15 protein-coding genes are annotated in these 15,109 nt (G+C 73.5%); 5 read left to right on the top strand and 10 right to left on the bottom strand.

Going from position 1 to position 15,109, the window contains the following annotated elements:
• Positions 1-41 precede the first annotated feature (41 nt).
• From rplT to infC, 3 genes are all read right to left on the bottom strand, one after another.
• Complete coding sequence (gene rplT, locus ACIGXP_RS23500; protein ID WP_016642495.1) at positions 42-425, bottom strand: 50S ribosomal protein L20; 384 nt, start codon at positions 423-425, stop codon at positions 42-44.
• A 96-nt stretch (positions 426-521) separates the two neighbouring features.
• Positions 522-716, bottom strand: coding sequence for a 50S ribosomal protein L35 (gene rpmI / locus ACIGXP_RS23495; RefSeq protein WP_360097938.1), 195 nt, complete (start codon positions 714-716; stop codon positions 522-524).
• Between the two features lie 111 nt (positions 717-827).
• Positions 828-1,466: a translation initiation factor IF-3 gene (infC, locus tag ACIGXP_RS23490; protein ID WP_399771571.1), complete on the bottom strand. Its 639-nt coding sequence runs from the start codon at positions 1,464-1,466 to the stop codon at positions 828-830.
• A 379-nt stretch (positions 1,467-1,845) separates the two neighbouring features.
• Between infC and ACIGXP_RS23485 the strand changes: the two genes are divergently transcribed.
• A complete protein-coding gene (locus tag ACIGXP_RS23485) occupies positions 1,846-2,202 on the top strand; it encodes a DUF1844 domain-containing protein (protein WP_363215984.1) in 357 nt (118 codons plus the stop codon).
• A 1-nt stretch (position 2,203) separates the two neighbouring features.
• Here the strand turns inward: ACIGXP_RS23485 and ACIGXP_RS23480 are convergent, their stop codons facing one another.
• Complete coding sequence (locus ACIGXP_RS23480) at positions 2,204-2,935, bottom strand: SseB family protein (RefSeq protein ID WP_399771176.1); 732 nt, start codon at positions 2,933-2,935, stop codon at positions 2,204-2,206.
• A 146-nt stretch (positions 2,936-3,081) separates the two neighbouring features.
• Between ACIGXP_RS23480 and ACIGXP_RS23475 the strand changes: the two genes are divergently transcribed.
• Entirely contained in the window at positions 3,082-3,825 is a 744-nt protein-coding gene (locus ACIGXP_RS23475) for a serine hydrolase (protein ID WP_399771173.1), read from the top strand.
• Between the two features lie 208 nt (positions 3,826-4,033).
• Here the strand turns inward: ACIGXP_RS23475 and mycP are convergent, their stop codons facing one another.
• On the bottom strand, positions 4,034-5,221 hold the full coding sequence (gene mycP, locus ACIGXP_RS23470; protein WP_399771171.1) for a type VII secretion-associated serine protease mycosin: 1,188 nt from the start codon (positions 5,219-5,221) through the stop codon (positions 4,034-4,036).
• Positions 5,218-6,114, bottom strand: coding sequence for a hypothetical protein (locus tag ACIGXP_RS23465; RefSeq protein ID WP_399771168.1), 897 nt, complete (start codon positions 6,112-6,114; stop codon positions 5,218-5,220). The genes mycP and ACIGXP_RS23465 overlap by 4 nt, the downstream gene beginning before the upstream one ends.
• Before the next feature lie 1,317 nt (positions 6,115-7,431).
• On the opposite strand from ACIGXP_RS23465, the gene ACIGXP_RS23460 reads away from it, so the two are divergent.
• On the top strand, positions 7,432-8,634 hold the full coding sequence (locus tag ACIGXP_RS23460; RefSeq protein WP_399771165.1) for an amino acid deaminase/aldolase: 1,203 nt from the start codon (positions 7,432-7,434) through the stop codon (positions 8,632-8,634).
• Between the two features lie 6 nt (positions 8,635-8,640).
• Here the strand turns inward: ACIGXP_RS23460 and ACIGXP_RS23455 are convergent, their stop codons facing one another.
• The 3 genes from ACIGXP_RS23455 to ACIGXP_RS23445 are packed head-to-tail and all read right to left on the bottom strand — an operon-like array spanning position 8,641 to position 12,178.
• Complete coding sequence (locus tag ACIGXP_RS23455; protein ID WP_351206556.1) at positions 8,641-9,423, bottom strand: 3-oxoacyl-ACP reductase; 783 nt, start codon at positions 9,421-9,423, stop codon at positions 8,641-8,643.
• The gene (locus ACIGXP_RS23450) at positions 9,420-10,808 is read right to left on the bottom strand and encodes an aldehyde dehydrogenase family protein (RefSeq protein WP_399771161.1); all 1,389 of its coding nucleotides are present in this window, start codon (positions 10,806-10,808) and stop codon (positions 9,420-9,422) included. Before ACIGXP_RS23450 ends, ACIGXP_RS23455 begins: the two co-directional genes overlap by 4 nt.
• A gap of 11 nt (positions 10,809-10,819) precedes the next feature.
• The gene (locus tag ACIGXP_RS23445; RefSeq protein WP_399771158.1) at positions 10,820-12,178 is read right to left on the bottom strand and encodes a glutamine synthetase family protein; all 1,359 of its coding nucleotides are present in this window, start codon (positions 12,176-12,178) and stop codon (positions 10,820-10,822) included.
• A gap of 95 nt (positions 12,179-12,273) precedes the next feature.
• Here ACIGXP_RS23445 and ACIGXP_RS23440 point away from each other — a divergent pair, with 95 nt between their 5' ends.
• Both ACIGXP_RS23440 and ACIGXP_RS23435 read left to right on the top strand, forming a co-directional pair.
• A complete protein-coding gene (locus ACIGXP_RS23440) occupies positions 12,274-13,011 on the top strand; it encodes a FadR/GntR family transcriptional regulator (protein WP_399771156.1) in 738 nt (245 codons plus the stop codon).
• A 52-nt stretch (positions 13,012-13,063) separates the two neighbouring features.
• Positions 13,064-13,750 carry a gamma-glutamyl-gamma-aminobutyrate hydrolase family protein gene (locus ACIGXP_RS23435; protein ID WP_399771154.1) on the top strand — a complete coding sequence of 229 codons (687 nt, stop codon included), beginning with the start codon at positions 13,064-13,066 and terminating at the stop codon, positions 13,748-13,750.
• A gap of 304 nt (positions 13,751-14,054) precedes the next feature.
• Here the strand turns inward: ACIGXP_RS23435 and ACIGXP_RS23430 are convergent, their stop codons facing one another.
• Positions 14,055-15,008, bottom strand: coding sequence for an aminoglycoside phosphotransferase family protein (locus tag ACIGXP_RS23430; RefSeq protein ID WP_399771152.1), 954 nt, complete (start codon positions 15,006-15,008; stop codon positions 14,055-14,057).
• Between the last annotated feature and the right edge of the window lie 101 nt (positions 15,009-15,109).

Raw genomic sequence — 15,109 nt, 5'->3', positions numbered from 1 at the left:
GCGGGTCCTTCAGTGAGCGTCGGCCGAGAGCCGGCGCAGCGTCACGCAGCCTTGGGCGCGTTGACGTCCGACGGCAGCGCCTTCTGCGCGACCTCGACGAGCGCGGCGAACGCGTTCGCGTCGTTCACGGCCAGCTCGGCCAGGATCTTGCGGTCGACCTCGATGTTCGCGGCCTTCAGACCCTGGATGAAGCGGTTGTACGTGATGCCGTTGGCGCGGGCAGCGGCGTTGATGCGCTGGATCCACAGCTGACGGAAGTCGCCCTTGCGCTTCTTGCGGTCGTTGTAGTTGTAGACCAGCGAGTGGGTGACCTGCTCCTTGGCCTTGCGGTACAGGCGCGAGCGCTGACCGCGGTAGCCGGAGGCCTGCTCGAGGATCGCCCGGCGCTTCTTGTGGGCGTTGACTGCCCGCTTGACGCGTGCCACTTGTTAACTCCTTGTAGCGGGGTCGTGGGGGTACTCACACGACCCGGAATCGATTCGGTCCCGGTCCAGACGCACGGCGCTCAGAGCGCCGCCGCGTCACTTGCCGAGAAGCTTCTTGATCTTCGCGGCGTCGCCCGGGGCCATCTCGGCGTTGCCGGTGAGGCGACGCGTGATGCGGGACGACTTCCTCTCGAGCAGGTGGCGCTTGCCGGCGCGCTCGCGGAGCACCTTGCCGGAGCCGGTGACCTTGAAGCGCTTGCTGGCACCGCTGTGCGACTTGTTCTTCGGCATAGCGCCGTTCTCTCCTCGTCGGTGGCGCTCCGGTGCCCGGTCGCAAAACCGGGCACGGTGGAGCGTCGTTCTTCTATCGGTTACATCCTCGGGGACGTGCGTCCCCCGGGATCACGCCTCGGCAGGCTCCTCGGACGGCGCCTCAGCCTCGGCAGGGTTCTGCGACTTGCCGGGGTTCGCCTTCGCGGACGCCTTGCGGGCCTCCTGCGCCTGGCGGGCCTCGGCCATCGCCTCGGTCTTCTTCTTGTGCGGACCGAGGACCATGATCATGTTCCGGCCGTCCTGCTTCGGGTTCGACTCCACGAAACCGAGGTCCTGGACGTCCTCCGCGAGGCGCTGCAGCAGTCGGTAGCCCAGCTCGGGCCGGGACTGCTCGCGACCACGGAACATGATCGTGATCTTGACCTTGTCGCCCTGCTTGAGGAACCGGACGACGTGACCCTTCTTGGTGTCATAGTCGTGCGGGTCGATCTTCGGCCGGAGCTTCATCTCCTTGATGACCGTGTGCGCCTGGTTCTTGCGCGCCTCACGGGCCTTCATGGCCGACTCGTACTTGAACTTCCCGTAGTCCATGAGCTTGCACACGGGCGGACGGGCGTTCGCCGCGACCTCGACCAGGTCCAGGTCGTACTCCTGCGCAAGCTCCAGTGCCTTCGCGAGCGGGACGATGCCCACCTGCTCGCCACTGGGACCGACAAGTCGCACCTCGGGAACGCGAATCCGGTCGTTGATGCGGGGCTCGGCGCTGATGGATCCTCCTCGGTAGCACCACGCGACGGTCTGGCGGACAGCCGCGTAACGTCTTTGTTCGTAAGACCTAACCGCGCCGACGCACAAAAAATGCCCCGGACGATCACAGGCGGGGCTCCAATGACTACCGGAGCACCGCCGCGGTGACCGCGGGGCGCACTTCGGGCGACTCCATCGTCCGTACGGAACGATGGTGGCCGCCTGACCGGGTGACCCGCCGCCCCGGAGGACGGTCAGGTGGGAGATCGGAGCCTCCACTTGTGGGCCGGACGCTCTGTTGTTCGCAGGGCTGTCCAGCCGGTCGTTACACAAGGTTAGCAGCACCGCCGGGGAAGGGCTAATCGGAGGCCCCGCCGGAGTACCGCCTATGGTGTGGGGCATGAGTGAGACCCCTCCTGAGAACCCCGACTTCGACGCGATGACCCGGGACATCGCCGAGGTCCCCGCCGTCGAGGTGATCGTGACGGTCGCCGTCAACCTGATGAGCGCCGCCGCCGTGAAGCTCGGGCTGAGCGAGGAGGGCGAGAAGTACAAGGACCTGGACGAGGCCCGCAAGCTGATCACCGCCCTCGCCGGCCTGCTGGACGCGAGCGCGACCGAGATCAGCTCCTTCCACGCGGCCCCGCTGCGCGACGGCCTGAAGTCGCTGCAGCTGGCGTTCCGCGAGGCGTCGGTCGTCCCGGACGATCCGGGCCAGGGGCCGGGCGAGAAGTACACCGGCCCCGTCTACAGCTGACCTACTCCTTCACATACAGGGGCTCGCCCGGAGGCGTGGTCCCGGCCGGCAGCAGTGCCAGGTCGAGACCGCGCACCAGGCGGGCCCTCAGTGTTTCGTCGGCGGCGAGCCGCTCGGCGACCGCACGGGCCGCCTCGGCGGGCGCCGCGGCCGGGTCGAGGACGAGGGCGAGGGTGCCGTCGGCCTGCCCGGGCCCCAGGTGGGCGCGCAGCACGGCGGGCTCCGCCGCCACCGCCGTACGGACGGCGTCGATCACGGCGGGGTCGGCGAGCGGATCGGTGCTGGTGCGGCCCTCGGCGAGGGCGAGCAGTGCCGGGCCGGTCAGCTCGAACGGCACCGGTCCCGCGAGGTCCAGCACGACCGTGTCGGCCTTCTCGTGCGCGGCGGCCTGCAGCGCCTGGTGCAGGGGTACGGCGACCGGGCGGGCCTCGGGGTCCCAGCGGGCGAGGGAGTCGGTCGAGGTGAACGCGGGCAGGGCGGTGCGGTGGCCGGCCTTCAGGGTGGGTACGGCCATGTCGCTGGTCTTCTCGCGGCGCAGCCCGTTCTCGTCCTCCTCGACCTCGCCGAGCACGGCGACGACGGGGACGAGCAGGCGGGCACCCTTCAGCGCCTCGAGCACCGGCCCGAGGGCGCTGCGGTCCTCGGCCCAGGCGGCGAGCGCGGCGCTCAGCCGGGGGTCGGCGGAGCCGTCGTCGTCGGAGAAGCCGGGGTCGGGAATGTTCTTGTTCGCCACGGTCACCGACCCTAATCCAGGGTGTGAGCAGCGCGTAGCGGCCCCCCGCAGGAACCCGGGACACGCCGCGGGCGCACGCGGGCCCCGCGGCCGTATCGTCGGCGGCGCCCTCGGTCTCCTCCTCGGCCGGGGGGAAGGGAGCATCCATGACGGGGGCGGCGATGGGCCGGGGCGCGCTGCTGAGCAGGGCGATGACGGGGGTGAGCGTGCCGGCGGGCGCGCAGGTGTCGGTGGCGGTGCTGGAGGTGGCCTCCGGTGCGAGCGCCGTATACGGGGACGCGCCCTTCGACACGGCCAGCATCGTCAAGGTCGACGTCCTGGCCGCGCTGCTGCTCCAGGCGCAGGACGCGGGCCGGCGGCTGACGACGGCCGAGCGGGCGTACGCCGCGAAGATGATCGAGAACAGCGACAACGCGTCCGCGACCGCGCTGTGGCACACGATCGGGCGGGCGGACGGCCTGGACACGGCGAACAGGCGCTTCGGGCTGACCGCGACCTCCGGGGGCGGGGGCGGGCTGTGGGGCCTGACGCAGACCACGGCCGCCGACCAACTCCGCCTGCTGCAGCAGGTGTTCGGGGAGGACTCCGAGTTGAGCAAGTCCTCGCGGAGGTATGTGCAGGGGCTGATGGAGTCGGTCGAGGCGGACCAGCAGTGGGGCGTGTCGGCCGCCGCGGACGGCAACTGCTGGGCGCTGAAGAACGGTTGGCTGCCGCGCAGTACGACGGGGCTGTGGGATGTGAACAGCATCGGGCGGGTGACGGCGGACGGCACCGACTACCTGGTGGCGGTGCTGTCGAAGGGCACGGAGAGCCGGGCGAAGGGCATCGCGCTGGTGGAGACGGCGGCGCAGGCGGCGGTGTCGGCGTTCGCCGGTGACTGCTCGGGCTGAACCGGTGACGCCCCATCGCGGACCGACTCTCGGCCGGGGCAGCCCAGCGGGCACTGAGGGCCGCTTCCATGGCGCGGTGGACGGCTGCGTGCTCCCCCCGGTGCGGACGGGACGGCAACCTCGACGTCGAGCGGCGCCGCCGGCTGCGGCTCGCGGACTCCGGCCACCGTGCGTGCGCCGAGGGCCCGGGGGCCTGCCGCGGACGTCCTCAGGCCGTCTGCCTGCGGCCCCGCCACAGCACCACGCCCGCCACCAGGAGAACCCCGCCGGCGCCGCCGGCCAGCGGGCCCGCCCAGTCGGAGGCCGAGGTGGTGACCTTGGGGGCGTCCGGGCCGGTGCCGAAGTACTTCTCGCCGGACGACGCCGCGCTCAGGCTCTGCGGCTTCAGGCTCGCGGCCGCCTGCAGCGCCGCCGCCGGGTCGATCATGCCGAAGCCGCGGGAGTCGTCCCGGCCGCCGACCGGCGCGTCCTGGGCGGTGCCCTCCAGGAGCGTCTTGATCTGGGCCGGGCTCAGGTCCGGGTGGGCGGCCTTGATCAGGGCCGCGGCGCCGGAGACGAAGGCGGAGGCGGCCGAGGTGCCCCAGCCCTCGTAGTACTTGTGGTCGGGGTCGGCGATGACCACGTTGACCCCGGGCGCGCTGACGGCCGCGTACCAGCGGCGGGTCGAGAAGGAGGCGCGGGTGCCGAAGCGGTCGACGGCGGTCGCGGCGATGACACCCGGGTAGGCGGCCGGGTAGGAGACGTGGTCGCCCTTGTCGCCGCCGTTGCCCGCGGAGGCGACGACCACCACGCCCTTCTTCAGGGCGTACTGCACGGCCTCGTCCTCGCTCGGTTCGGGGTGCGCGGAGTTCGAGTCGTCGCCGAGGGAGAGGTTGATGACGTCGGCGCCGTGGTCGGCAGCCCAGCGGATGCCGTCGGCGAGGGCGTTGCCGCGGCTGGTACGGGCCTTGGCGCGGGCGGGGTCGCCGTCCTCCAGGATCACGCGCACCGGCAGGATCTTCGCCTCGGGAGCGACACCCATGACACCGGCGGTGCCGCCCGGGCCGTGGCCGTGCCCCGCGATGATGCCGGCCATGGCCGTGCCGTGCCGGGCCCAGGTGCGGTCGCCCTGCTCGGCGCCGAAGCCGATCATGTCCTTGGCGGGCAGGACGTTGCCGGCGAGGTCGGGGTGGTCGGCCTCGACGCCGGTGTCCAGGACGGCGACGGTGACACCGCGGCCCTTGGTGGTGCGCCAGGCCTCGTCCAGGTTCAGCGCCGACAGGGCCCACTGCTGGGCGCGGATGCCGTCGGCGTGGGCGGCGGTGGAGGGCAGCAGGGCGAGGGCACCGGCGAGCAGCAGGCTCACCGCCGCCCCGGTCGGGTGCACGCGGCGGTGGCCGCATATCGATCGCCTCATGAGGGTGTCTCCGTGGCCGTGCCGATGCTCTGGCGCAGGCGCCGCTCGACGCGGTCGGCCAGGCCCTGGGCCTCGTTGCCGAGACCGGCCTGGGCCGGTGCGGTGGTCGCTCCGGCGCTGACGGCGTCGGCGGCGGGCTGCGGCGCGTCGACGCCGCGGCCGTCGGCCCAGCCGGAGACGGCGTAGGCGACGACGGGGGCGTCGGTGAGGACGGAGATGGTCCAGGAGGCGCGCTGTTTGTCACCGAAGCCGGCCGCGGGGGTGCCCTTGGCGGGGTACGGACGGGGCATCAGATCGACGCGCCGGTCCAGGCGCTCGGTGCCGAAACGGTGGGCCAGCGCGGACATGGCGGCGGGGTCGGCCTTGGTGAACAGCAGGCCGACGGTGGTGACGTAGCTCTGGGTGGCGTCGGTGTAGGTGGCGCGCAGCAGCCGCCGGCAGCCGACGGGGGCGAGGACCTTCTGCAGCAGCGGGTCGAAGGCGTGGGCACAGCCGCCGTCCGGGGCCACGGCGATCCTGGTCCAGGTGCGGTCGGCGCCGCCGGGTCCGGCGCCCGTGCCCTGGACGGTGGGCGGGAAGAGCTGGTCCACGGGCACGTTGTGCCAGAGCGTCCCTGCGGTGGCGAAGTGGTCGCCGGTGGTGTCGTCCCCGTCGTCGCCGGTGAGCCAACTTCCGGTCGCCGCACCGCCGATGAGACCGAGGCCGAGCACGAGGCAGGCGGCAGCGGCGACGGTGCGGGAGCCCACCCGGTGCCGGGCGGGCCCGCCGAACGCCTCGGGCTCCGCGAACGACACCACGGGCCGCGCGGCCCCGGCGGCGCTCCAGGCCAGCGCCGGGTCGGGTGCGGGCGAGTCCGTGGCCGCCGGGGGGCCGACGGGGTGGGCGGGCGCCATGGGGCTCCACGCGGCCGCCTGCGCGCGCCCGGCGGACACGGCGGAGCCACGAGGGACGGATGCGGCGGCAGTGCGGCCCTCGCCACGGCGTCCGGCAGGCACGGGCGAGCCTGCGGAGCTCCGGGGCTCCGGCGCGGCGGGTACGGACGTGGCGCGGGCGCTCCGGGGCTCGGCGGATCCGGTGACCGGCCGGAGCCGGGTCGTGGTCTCCGCGGCGGTGACCGGCCGGAGCCGGGCGGTCGTCTCCGAGGAGGTCTCCGCCGGCGCTCCCGATCGCCGGGACGCCGGGCCGGGGACCTCCCGCCCCGTGCGGGGCGGAGTGTCGGGGAACCGGGCCGAGGCGGGCGGCGGAGGCGGACTCGCGGGCTGGGCGACCTCGGGTACCACAGGCTTGCGGCCGGCCCCGCCGACACGGTCCCCCAACTCCCCGCCCGACGCCCGCCCGTCGGGCACGGCCCGCCCACCGTCCGGCACCTCACCACGCCCGAAGCCACCACCGGCCGACCGGCCGTCGCGCACCGTACGGCCGGCGGAGGGCCGATCGTCGGCGCCGCCCGCGGAGAGCGGACCGTCACCCGTCGATCGCCCGGCAGAAGCCGAACCGTGACGCGCGGACCCCGCGTCACGCGTGGGGCCGCCTCCGGTGAAGGGCGCACCCTCACGCGCGAGGTCTCCGGTAGGGCGCAAGCCGCCGCCCGCCGGACCCCGAGCAGGTGCCGAGCCATGGCCCACCGTGACCCCGTTGCCGGACGCCGCACCGCCCGCGGACGGACGGTCGAGGCGCGGTGAGCCTCCGGCAGACGGGCGGGAGGTGCGGGGTGCGAAGACCGACGGCTCGTCGTCGGGGTCCTCGGGGGGCGCAGTGACGGGGATGCGGGCGGGAGCGGGGTGCGGCGGAGCCGGGGCGGGGACCGGCCGGTGCTGGGATGTGCCCTGTGCGGGCGGCTCGACGCCGGTGTCTGCCGGGCGGCCGGGCGGAGCCGAAGGGCGCGGTGGGGCCGAGGGGCGCGGGGGGATGGGTGCGTGGCGCGCTTCCGTGCTCATGCACCCCCCGTTTCCTCGTGCCCGGGCCGTCCTCACGTACGCGGGCCGCTGCGCTGCTCGGCCGCGCCCGGGGCAACAGCTCCGTCCCGGGCACGCATACCCGTACGTCCGGACCGGCATCCCGGTTCAGCGATGCGGCCGGGGGCGTTCCGCCGTACGTGCGCGTCACTCTACGGGTTGTCCGGGCCAGAATCAGAACCAGTCCGCGGCGCCGGGGCATCTGCCCGGAACGTCCCCCTACCCTGCGGTAATCCCGTCTGGCAGGCTTCCGTCATGACTGCGCGCGCCGCCGACCGGGCCCGTTACGACCGGGCCACCGCCCATCTCGACGCCCCTCTCGCGATCGTGGACCTGGACGCCTTCGACGCCAACGCCGCCGATCTCGTCCGCCGGGCCGCAGGCAAGCCGGTCCGGGTGGCCAGCAAGTCCGTGCGCTGCCGGGCGCTGCTGGAGCGCGTCCTGGCCAGGGACGGCTTCCGGGGCATCATGTCGTTCACGCTGGCCGAGTCGCTGTGGCTCGCGCGTTCCGGATTCGACGACGTCCTGCTGGCCTATCCGTCCGCCGACCGGGCCGGATTCGCGGAGCTGGCGGCCGATCCCAAGCTCGCCGGTGCGGTGACCGTGATGGTGGACGATCCGGCGCACCTCGATCGCATCGACGCCGCCCGTGACGGTGGACGTGAAGTGGTGCGTGTCTGCCTGGAGTTGGACACCTCGCTGAGGCTGCTGGGCGGTCGTGTCCGGGTCGGGGCGCTGCGCTCTCCGCTGCGCTCCCCCGCCCAACTCGCCATGCTGGCCCGCGCGGTGGCCCGGCGGCCGGGCTTCCGGCTGGTGGGGATCATGGCGTACGAGGGGCACGTCGCCGGTGTCGGGGACGCGGTGGCCGGGCGGCCGCTGCGGTCCCGGGCGATCCGGCTGATGCAGGCCGCCGCCCGCCGTGAGCTGGCCGAGCGGCGGGCGGCGGTCGTACGCGCGGTGCGGTCCGTCGTGCCGGACCTGGAGTTCGTCAACGGCGGCGGCACGGGCAGCGTGCAGCACACCGCCGCCGAGGACGCCGTGACGGAGATAGCAGCCGGTTCGGGGCTGTACGTGCCGCGGCTCTTCGACAACTACACGTCGTTCACCGGCCGTCCGGCGGCGCTGTTCGCCCAGCCCGTCGTACGGCGGCCGGGGGTCGGGGTCGTCACCGTGCTCGGCGGTGGCTATCCGGCCTCCGGCGCCGCCGGTCCCGACCGGCTTCCGGTGCCGTACCTGCCTCAGGGACTGACGTACGACCCCCAGGAAGGCCCCGGCGAGGTGCAGACCCCGCTGCTCGGCTCGCCCGCCGACGACCTCCTCGTCGGGGACAAGGTGTGGTTCCGGCACGCGAAGGCGGGCGAGCTGTGCGAGCGGTTCGACGCCCTCCACCTGGTCGAGGGGGACACGGTCACGGCGACCGTGCCCACCTACCGGGGTGAGGGGCACACCTTCCTGTGACGCGTCCTACAGGGGTGTGACGTACGCTCCCGCGATTCCGCCGTCCACCAGGAAGTCGGTGGCGTTGACGAAGGAGGAGTCGTCGCTGGCCAGGAAGGCGACGGCGGCGGCGATCTCCTCGGCCTCGGCGAACCGCCCGACCGGGATGTGCACGAGCCGGCGCGCCGCCCGCTCCGGGTCCTTCGCGAACAGCTCCTGCAGCAAAGGGGTGTTGACCGGGCCCGGGCACAGGGCGTTGACCCGGATGCCCTCCCGGGCGAACTGCACACCCAGCTCGCGGGACATGGCCAGTACGCCGCCCTTGGAGGCGGTGTACGAGATCTGTGAGGTCGCCGCGCCCATCCGGGCCACGAAGGACGCGGTGTTGATGATGGACCCCTTGCCCTGGCGGCGCATGTAGGGGATGGCGGCCTTGCAGCACAGGTAGACGGAGGTGAGGTTGACCTCCTGGACCCGCTTCCAGGCCTCCAGGCCGGTCTCCAGGATGGAGTCGTCGTCGGGCGGGGAGATGCCGGCGTTGTTGAAGGCGACGTCGACGCTGCCGTAGGTGTCGTACGCCGTCCTGAACAGCGCCTCGACCTGCTCGGGGTCGGTGACGTCGACCTTCACGAAGAGTCCGCCGACCTCGTCGGCGACGGCCTTGCCGCGGGCTTCGTCGACGTCCGCGCAGACGACGTGGGCGCCTTCGGAGGCGAGCCTGCGGGCGGTGGCGAGGCCGATGCCGCTGCCGGCTCCGGTCACGACGGCGGTACGGCCGACCAGGCGGCGGCAAACACTGTTGTCGGTCACTGTGCGGGGCCCTCCGTGCTGGGGGAGACGTTGCTGATGAAGACGTTCTTGGTCTCGGTGAAGGCGGTCAGGGCGTCGGGGCCGAGTTCGCGGCCGAGGCCGGACTGCTTGAAGCCGCCGAACGGGGTCCAGTAGCGGACGCTGGAGTGGGAGTTGACGGACAGGTTGCCCGCGCGGACGGCCTGGGAGACGCGCAGGGCTCGGCCGAGGTCCCGGGTCCACAGGGAGCCGGAGAGGCCGTAGGGGGTGTCGTTGGCGAGGCGGATCGCGTCCTCCTCGTCGGTGAAGGGGAGCAGGACGGCGACGGGGCCGAAGATCTCCTCGCGGGCCGCCCGGCCGTCGGGCCGCTCCCCGGTCAGGACCGTCGGCGGGAACCAGAAGCCGGGGCCGTCGGGGGCGCTGCCGCGCAGGGCCGGAGCGTCGTCGGGGACGTAGGACCGTACCCGCTCCAGCTGCTGCCCGGAGATCAGCGGACCCATCTGCGTCTTCTCGTCCGCCGGGTCGCCCACGACGACGGAGGCGAGGGCGTCGGCGAGGAAGTCCCGGGCCTCCTCCAGCACCGTCTCCTGGACGAGGATGCGGGTGCGGGCGCAGCAGTCCTGGCCGGAGTTGTCCAGGAAGGAGAAGGGGTCGAGGGCGGTCTTCAGGTCGGCGTCGGCGAAGACGATGTTGGGGCTCTTGCCGCCGAGTTCGAGGGTGACCGGCTTGACGAGGCGGGCGCAGCGCTCCATGACCTCGCGGCCGGTGCGGGTGGAGCCGGTGAACACGATCTTGGCGACGTCCGGGTGGTCCACGAGCGCGCGTCCGGCGGTGTGGCCGTAGCCGGGCAGCACCTGGAAGACATGCTCGGGCAGGCCGGCCCGAAGGGCGAGTTCGGCGAGGCGGAGCGCGGTGAGCGGGGTGGTCTCGGCGGGTTTGAGGACGACCGCGTTGCCGGCCGCGAGCGCCGGGAAGGAGCCCCAGGCGGCGATCGGCATCGGGAAGTTCCAGGGGGCGATGACGCCGACGACACCGAGGGGCTCCTGGAAGGTGATGTTCCAGCCGCCGGGCACCGGGATCTGCCGGCCGAGGAGGCGCTCGGCGCCGCCGGCCGCGTACAGCAGCAGGTCGCGGACGTTGCCGGCCTCCCAGCGGGCGTTGCCGAGGGTGTGGCCGGCCTCGCGGACCTCCAGCTGGGCCAGCTCTTCGACGTGGGCGTCGACGGTGTCGGCGAAGCGGCGCAGCAGCCGGGCCCGGTCGGCCGGGGCGAGGGCGGCCCACCCGGTCTGGGCGCGCGCGGCCCGTACGACGGCGGCGGCCACGTCCTCCTCGCTCGCGGCGGGGACGGTGGCGACGACCTCTTCGGTGGCGGGGTTGAGTACGACGAGCTCGTGCGGGTCAGTCAACGGTTGACCTTTCACAGGCGTTCGAAGGAGCGGCGCAGCTCCCAGTCGGTGACCGCGGCGTCGAAGGCGTCCAGTTCGACGCGCGCCATGTTGCGGTAGTGGGCCACGACCTCGTCGCCGAAGGCGGCCTTGGCGATGGGGCTGTTCTCCCAGAGTTCGGCGGCCTCGCGCAGTGTGGTCGGCACATGCTCGAAGTCCGCGGTGTAGGCGTTGCCGGGGCAGGGTTCGGGGAGTTCGAGCTTCTGCTCGATGCCGTACAGGCCCGCCGCGACCAGACCGGCGACGGCGAGGTACGGGTTGACGTCGCCGCCGGGGAGGCGGTTCTCGAAGCGCAGGGAGCGGCCGTGGCCGACCACGCGCAGCGCGCAGGTGCGGTTGTCGTGGCCCCAGGCGACGGCGGTGGGGGCGAAGGAGCCCGGCTGGAACCGCTTGTAGGAGTTGATGTTCGGCGCGTAGAGGAGGGAGAAGTCGCGCAGGGCTGCGAGCTGTCCGGCGAGGAAGTGCCGCATGACGTCGGACATGTCGTCCCCGTCGGCCATGGCGTTGGTGCCGTCGGCGTCGGCGAGGGAGAGGTGGATGTGGCAGGAGTTGCCCTCGCGCTCGTTGTACTTGGCCATGAAGGTGATCGAGACGCCCTCCTGGGCGGCGATCTCCTTGGCGCCTGTCTTGTACAGCGCGTGCTGGTCGCAGGTGACGAGTGCCTCGTCGTAGCGGAAGGCGATCTCGTGCTGGCCGGGGTTGCACTCGCCCTTGGCGGACTCGACGGTGAGGCCGGCGCCGGCCATGTCGTTGCGCAGCCGGCGCAGCAGGGGTTCGATGCGGCCGGTGCCGAGGACGGAGTAGTCGATGTTGTACTGGTTGGCCGGGGTGAGGCCCCGGTAGCCCGCGTCCCAGGCCGCCTCGTAGGTGTCCTTGAAGACGATGAACTCCAGCTCGGTGCCGACCTGGGCGGTGTAGCCGAGTTCGGCGAGCCGCTCCAGCTGGCGGCGCAGGATCTGGCGGGGCGCCGCGACGACCGGGGAGCCGTCGTTCCAGGCGAGGTCGGCAACGAGCAGGGCGGTGCCGGGGTGCCAGGGGATGCGGCGCAGGGTGGCGAGGTCGGGGTGCATGGCGAAGTCGCCGTAGCCGCGGTCCCAGGAGGACATCGCGTAGCCGTCGACGGTGTTCATCTCGGTGTCGACGGCGAGGAGGTAGTTGCAGCCCTCGGTGCCGTGGTGCAGGACCTCGTCGAGGAAGAAGCGGGCGGCGAACCGCTTGCCCTGGAGGCGCCCTTGCATATCGGGGAAGGCCAGGACGACAGTGTCGATCTCACCGCTCGCGACGAGGGCGTGCAGTTCCTCGACGCTGAGCGGGGGTGTGCGGTCTGCCACGGGAGAGCCTCCTTCGGCGCCTTCGCGCTTTTTCGGCCGGGCCGGGAGCCATAAGGTATTGCCAAGAACCATTGCTTGGGAAGGGGGTACGGCGGATGTCGCAGGACATCGGTACCGACGGGCTGGGTGACCGGCTCGCTCCGGTGCTGCGGCCGGTGCGGGCGGGCAACGGCTTCGAGGAGGCGTTGGAGCAGATCCTCCAGGTCGTGCGGCTCGGCCTGGTGCCGGGCGGGGAACGGCTGCCGGCCGAGCGGGAGCTGGCGGAGCGGCTCGGGATCAGCCGGGTGACACTGCGCGAGGTGCTGAAGGTGCTCCAGGACCAGGGGCTGGTGGAGGCACGGCGCGGGCGCTACGGCGGAACGTTCGTGCTGCCGCGCACGGACGCCGGCGGCGAGGACGAGCTGCGCCGCCGGATCACCGAGGTCGACATCGAGGACGTCCTGCGGTTCCGCGAGGTCCTGGAGGTGGGGGCGGCCGGGCTGTGCGCGGCGCACGGACTGACGCGGGAGCAGGCGGACCGGCTGCGCGAGGCACTGGACCGCACGCACGAGGCTCCGCTGGCCGACTACCGCCGGGCGGACACCCTGCTGCACCTGACGCTGGCCGAGCTGTGCGGCTCCCCCTCCCTGACCGCGCAGTACGCGGCGGTCCGGGCCACCGTCAACGACCTGCTCGACTGCATCCCGCTGCTGGTGCGCAACCTGGAGCACTCGCAGCGGCAGCACACCGCCATCGTGGAGGCGGTGCTGGACGCGGACGCGGACGGCGCACGGGAGATGATGCGCGAGCACTGTGCGGGCACGGCGGCACTGCTGCGGGGCTTCCTGACATGACCCCGCTCTGCAAAGGTATCGGCGGACACCTTTGGAAGACTGGGAGGGCGGCGTGACCGGACGGCCGTTGATCGGTGTGAGCACATATCTGGAGACCGGTGCCCGCTGGGGCGTGTGGGAACTGGAGGCGGCCCTGCTGCCCGCCGCCTACCCGCGGCTGGTGCAGCGGGCGGGCGGGCTGGCCGCACTGCTGCCGCCGGACGCGCCCGAGCAGGCGGCGGCGACGGTGGCCCGGCTCGACGGGCTGGTGATCGCGGGCGGCCCGGACGTGGACCCGTCCCGGTACGGCGCCGAGCGCGACCCCCGCACCGGGCCGCCCGCCCCGGCCCGCGACACCTGGGAACTCGCCCTGATCGGGGCCGCCTTGGCCGCGGGGACGCCGCTGCTGGGCATCTGCCGGGGCATGCAGCTGCTGAACGTGGCGCTCGGCGGGACGCTGGTGCAGCACCTGGAGGGGCATGCGGAGGTGGTCGGCGTGTTCGGCGGCCACCCGGTGAAGCCGGTGCCGGGCAGCCTGTACGCCGGGATCGTCCCGGAGGAGACGACCGTCCCCACCTACCACCACCAGGCCGTGGACCGGCTCGGCACGGGACTGGTGCCGTCGGCCCACGCGGCGGACGGCACGGTGGAGGCGGTCGAGCTGCCGGCGGACCGGGGCTGGGTGCTCGGCGTGCAGTGGCATCCGGAGATGGGCGAGGACCTGCGGGTGATGCGGGCGCTGGTCGCTGCCGCGGGCTGAACACGGCCGAACGGCCGGGCGCGGTCGATCTTGCGACCGTCTGCCGGCTGCGGGCACGTCGTGGCCGGTCGCGCGGCCGTCTGCCGGCTGCGGACACGTCGTGGCCGGTCACGCGGCCGTCTGCCGGCTGCGGGCACGTCGTGGCCGGTCACGCGGCCGTCTGCCGACTGCGGGCACGTCGTGGCCGGTCACGCAGTTCCTCGCGCCCCTGGGCGGGTCGCAGTAACGTCGGCTTCCGCCTCTGTGACCGCGACGCATCGCGCCTCGGGCGGCGCGGCCCGGAGGGCCGTGGTGCGCGACGTCGTCAGAGCCGTTTCCTGAGCCACTCCAGGGCCGCCTCGCCCTGGGCCCGCTGGAAGGGGCGCAGGGTGGGCAGGCCCGGGGGCGGCGGGTTCAGGGAGCTGCGCAGGAAGTAGCCCGTGAGGGCGGCCAGCGCGGCGGTCACGGCGTCCCGGTCGGCGTCCCGGCCCAGCGGGTGCGCGGTGAAGACCTCCTCCGGGTCGGGGCCGCCCTGCGCCCGCACGCACGGCAGCATGACGAGCAGGTCGAACCAGGGCGCGGCGCGCAGGGCGTGCGGCCAGTCCACGAAGGCCACGCCCCCGTCGGCCGTGAGCAGCACGTTGTCCGCGCGCAGGTCGCCATGGGCCAGCGTGTCCCCCGAGGCGCCCTCGGCCCAGTGGGCCTCCAGCGCGGCGAGTTCGGGCAGATGGTCGGCGACCCGGGCACCGAGCCGGTCGCGTACGTCACCGGCCTCGCCGTCGAGGAGCCGGCGCCAGCCGCTGAAGTCCTCGGCCAGGCTCTCGGCGACGGGCGGGACGTCGATGGGGCACGGCGTACCGGTACGGCCCAGCACGGTCACGGCGTCGAGCACCCGGCGCAACTCGTCCGGCCGCCAGGGCACGTGCGGCTGACGCCCCGCCACCTCCTCGAAGACCAGGGCCACCCAGGTGCCGTCGTCGTACGTCCCGAGCAGCCGCGGCGCGGGTACGGCGGCGGGGAGCGCGGCGGCGGTGCGTGCCTCGCGGCGGTGCAGGTGGGGGCTGTGCGGATTGGCCTCGGCGCTCACCGCCTTGACGAAGCCGGTGCCGCCCGCCGCGGTGCGCACCCGTGCGGCCACGCCGGGCGAGAAACCGCCGCGCTGTGTCTGCGACCGTACGACCGGCGCGCCGAGCACCTCGCCCACGGCGTCACGCACCGCGGCGGGGAGGTCTTCCCAGGGGGCGCGGACGCCTGCGGCGGGCGGGGCAATATGAGTCATGGGCAGCATGGTGCCGGTCCGCTGCGCGGCTTGGCCAAGGGTTTTCGGCGCGTGGGGGTCGGACGTCATGGCCGGCGTCGGCCAGGTGAAGGCGCCTAGGG

The sequence above is a fragment of the Streptomyces sp. NPDC053069 genome (assembly GCF_044546895.1).
In the GTDB taxonomy this organism is placed as follows: Bacteria; Actinomycetota; Actinomycetes; order Streptomycetales; family Streptomycetaceae; genus Streptomyces.
This window is presented reverse-complemented; position numbering and strand designations above follow the sequence as displayed.